Below are 3,859 nucleotides of genomic sequence, written 5' to 3' on the forward strand. Positions count from 1 at the left end.
ATGATCGCGCGCTCTTTGGCCGGACCGGTTTAGGTGGGGCCGCCGAGCGCGCGAGTACTCACGCGATCTGTTGCCCACCCGAGCGCCGGCTAAGCCGTGATGCCGTACCGGTCGAGCCGGAAGCAGCGGATGGCGTTGCCACGGGCGAGCAGATATGCCTCGTCCGCGTTGAGTCCCGCCTCCGTGACCATCTTTTCGAAGACCGCTTTCGAGTTCGGCCAGGTCGAGTCACCGTGCGGATAGTCAGTCTCGAACATGATCTGTTCCATGCCGATGCGGTGCCGCAGGGTGAGCCCGATGGAATCGTCGAACACGCACCCGTAGATCCGGTCGCGGACGTAGGTGGACGGCGGGCGCGAGAGCCTGCCGTCCAGGTTGCCGTAGACCGGTCGCTGTTCCCAGACGCTGTCGAGCCGTTCCAGGATGAACGGCATCCAACCGATCTGACCTTCACTCAATGCCACCCGCAGGTCGTGGAACCGCTCCAGCACACCGCTGGTGAGCCAGTCTGCGAACGCATGGGACGCACCCTGGTAGGTCAGGGCGAGTGACACCGCTCGCGGGGCGTCGATCGAGGTCATCGGGAACGTGGAGGAGGACCCGATGTGCAGGTTGAGGACGGTGTCGGTGTCCTCACACGCGGCGAACAGCGGATCCCAGTGGTCGGTGTGGATGCTCGGTAGCTTCAATCGGGCCGGGTTCTCCGAGAAGCAGACCGCGTGCGAGCCCTTGGCCGCGCAGCGACGAACCTCCGCCGCGGCGAGTTCGGGGTCCCACAGTGGGATCAGGGTCAACGGGATGAGCCGACCGTACGCCTCGTCGGCGCACCATTCGTCGATCATCCAGTCGTTGTATGCCTGCACGCACGCAAGGCCCAGGTCGCGGTCGCCGCACTCGTGGAACGTCTGCCCGCAGAACCGGGGAAACGTCGGGAAGCTCAGGGCGGCCTCGGTGTGGTTGGCGTCCATGTCGGCCAGTCGGGCCGTCCTGTCGTAACAGCCTGGCCGCATGTCCTCGTAGGTCATGGCCTCCCAGTGCCGCCCGAGTAGTTCTGATCCTTACCCGCTGCCGCGAAGCCTGGAAGGATTTCCATTTTGACGTCTCCGAACACCCAGACGTCGGCCCACAGCCCGTCTTCGGCCTCCCGCCAGCCGCTGCGGGCGTGCGTCCCGAAGCGTCCCTTGAGCCGGACCAGACGGGGGCCGTCCGCCCGGAATCGCTCGGGTAGGTAGCGCTGCCACAGGTCACCGGGTTCAAGGATGTGGTCGTCGACAGAGATGATCTTTGGTGTGCTCATCGGGCTCCTCCCAGTCGCCTCCCGCAATTTAACGCACGTGTGCCAATCTAGACAACGGGTCGTTGCTGGGATGCGGCCGCGGGTACGCGGCGTAGCAGTCCCTCCTGGATGACGGACGCCACGAGCTGTCCCGAGCGGTCGAAGACGGAGCCGTTCGTCAGCCCCCGGCCGGAGCCCGCCCACGGGCTGCCCTTGTCGAAGAGCAGCCAGTCGTCCGCCCGGAATGGGCGGTGGAACCACATGCTGTGGTCGAGGCTGGCGCCGACGACGGATCCGGTGCCGAACGCCTGGCCGTGCGGGAGCAGTGCTGACGCCAGGAGGAACAGGTCGGACGCATACGTCACGGCACTCGCGTGCGTCAACGGATCGTCACCGAGTGGATCGCGGCTGCGAATCCAGACCTGCAGGCCGGTGGACGGCCGGCCGCGACGGGCCGACAGCGGCGGTGGCTCACCCACGAAGCGGAGATCCACCGGATGGCTGCCGAGGTAGGTGTTGTACCAGTCGTCGACCTCAGCCCCGGCGGCGGTGAACCACGACGCCGCCGGGGGGAGTTCGTCCGGGTCGGGAACAGTCGGCGGTCGCAGCGTGTGCTCGTAGCCGTCCTCGCCCACGTGGAACGACACCGAGGCGTGCAGGATGTCGCCGCCAGCCTGGGCGGCGACCACGCGGCGCGAGCTGAACCCGCGACCGTCGCGCAGTTTCTCGACGGTGTACTCGGTCGTTGCGCCGACCGCGCCCGGACGCAGGAACACGATATGCAGGCTGTGCGCCGCCCGGTCGTCGGTGACCGTGCGGCCCGCGGCGACCAGCGCCTGCGCGGCGAAAAGGCCGCCGAAGGTCCGGGTGGACTCGTTCTCGCGGCTACGTCCGCGGAAGACATCCTCCTGGATGGCCTCCAGCTCGAGCAGCGGCCGTAGCGCGGACGTCAGTGCGACTCCGCCGCTGTCAGAAGCGGGGTGCGTCACGATCACACCTCTCATCCTATATATCTTTAAACGTATACTACGTTAAAGTGACGATGTCGAGACGGTCGCGACGGAACGCGCCGATCTTTCGAGGTCACGCTAAAGTAGTTCTATTAGTATGATGATAGACCTCAGCGGGTGATCCCTGGATGATGTGGACGCGGCTCCCCGCCGTACCTCGGGCTCGTCTGGTCGACCTGAGCCCGGAAGGCTTGCGCGTACACCCGATCTAGTTGGAACATATAGACGATGTTGCCTGGGCTGGTGGTGGGTCCTGGACCCGCCGACGGAGTGGGGTGCGATGGAGTTCGGGTATCCGTCGGTGGCGGAGGAGTTTCGGGTCCGTGTTCGCGCGTTCCTGGCGGCGAACCTTCCTGACGGCTGGACGGGGATCGGCAGCCTCGGTTCCGACGAGGCGGAGGTCTTCACCCGTGACTGGCGGGACCGGCTGTTCCGGGCTGGCCTGCTTGGCGTCTCCTGGCCGGCGGAGTACGGCGGCGGCGGGTTAACCAAGATCGAACAGGTGGTCCTCATGGAGGAGCTAGCGCAGGCCGGCGCGCCGTGGGGCATCCGTAACGACACGTTCAGCATCAAGATGGTCGGCAACACGTTGCTGCGGGCCGGCACCGAGGAGCAGAAGCACAGGTTTCTCCCGAAGATCCTGTCGGGCGAGGAGAAGTGGTGCCAGGGCTATTCGGAACCCGGCGCAGGCTCGGACCTGGCTTCTCTGCGTACTCGGGCGGTCCTCGACGGCGACGAATGGGTCATTGACGGTCAGAAGATCTGGACGTCGATGGCTCACGAGGCAGACTGGATCTTCGTGCTGGCCCGTACCGACCCGGACGCGCGACCCCACCGCGGAATCTCGTTTCTGCTGGTCCCCCTGCGTCAGCCCGGTATCGAGGTACGGCCCATCCCGGCGATGAACGGCGACAGCGAGTTCAACGAGGTCTTCTTCGTCGACGCGCGCACAGCCGCGGACAACGTCGTCGGGACGGTCAACGGCGGCTGGCAGGTCGCGATGACCCTGTTGGGGTACGAGCGCGGTGAGGAGGCCGCGACGAACCCGGTGCTGTTTCGCAATGAGCTCGACCGACTGCGGGATCTGGTCCGCGAGCGGGGGCTCGGCGCTGATCCGATCGTGCGGCAGCGGCTCGCCGACTGCTATGCCCGGGTCGAGGTCATGCGCTTCCTCGGCTACCGCGTGCTCACCGGCTACCTACTGGGCGGGCCTCCTGGCCCTGAGTCGTCGATCAGCAAGTTGTACTGGAGTGAATACCATAAGCTGGTCACCGACCTGAGTCTTGATGTCCTCGGCGCAGCTGGCATGGTCATGCAGGGGCGGCGGCCGCCGCGTGCCTATCGCACGGACGACCCGGGTTCGCCGAATTCCACCGCATCCTGGATCGGCACCCTTTACAACTCCGTGGCAGGCACCATCTATGCGGGCTCGTCCCAGGTACAGCGCAACATTCTTGGGGAAACCGTCCTCGGGTTGCCCAAGGAGCCGGCGGTTGCCTCCGGTCGGGCCGGTAGAAGCGCGGCTACGGGCGCTCTTCCTGGGTCGTGAAACGGGCGGGTATCCAGCCAGCCG

General features: G+C 66.2%; 4 protein-coding genes. 1 reads left to right on the plus strand and 3 read right to left on the minus strand.

The genetic code is table 11. The features are described 5' to 3' along the window. Window positions 1-89: 89 nt before the first annotated feature. The 3 genes from U9980_RS13230 to U9980_RS13240 are packed head-to-tail and all read right to left on the minus strand — an operon-like array spanning window position 90 to window position 2,265. The gene (locus tag U9980_RS13230; RefSeq protein WP_322768182.1) at window positions 90-1,025 is read right to left on the minus strand and encodes an amidohydrolase family protein; all 936 of its coding nucleotides are present in this window, start codon (window positions 1,023-1,025) and stop codon (window positions 90-92) included. Then, window positions 1,022-1,297, minus strand: coding sequence for a hypothetical protein (locus U9980_RS13235; RefSeq protein ID WP_322768183.1), 276 nt, complete (start codon window positions 1,295-1,297; stop codon window positions 1,022-1,024). The genes U9980_RS13230 and U9980_RS13235 overlap by 4 nt, the downstream gene beginning before the upstream one ends. Before the next feature lie 47 nt (window positions 1,298-1,344). Next, complete coding sequence (locus tag U9980_RS13240) at window positions 1,345-2,265, minus strand: acyl-CoA thioesterase II (protein ID WP_322768184.1); 921 nt, start codon at window positions 2,263-2,265, stop codon at window positions 1,345-1,347. Between the two features lie 301 nt (window positions 2,266-2,566). Between U9980_RS13240 and U9980_RS13245 the strand changes: the two genes are divergently transcribed. Beyond that, window positions 2,567-3,835 (plus strand): acyl-CoA dehydrogenase family protein, encoded by a 1,269-nt coding sequence (locus tag U9980_RS13245; RefSeq protein ID WP_322768185.1) that lies wholly within the window; start codon window positions 2,567-2,569, stop codon window positions 3,833-3,835. Window positions 3,836-3,859: the final 24 nt, after the last annotated feature.

Origin of the sequence: Protofrankia sp. Cr1 (assembly GCF_963555865.1) — a bacterium.
Classification (GTDB): Bacteria; Actinomycetota; Actinomycetes; order Frankiales; family Frankiaceae; genus Protofrankia.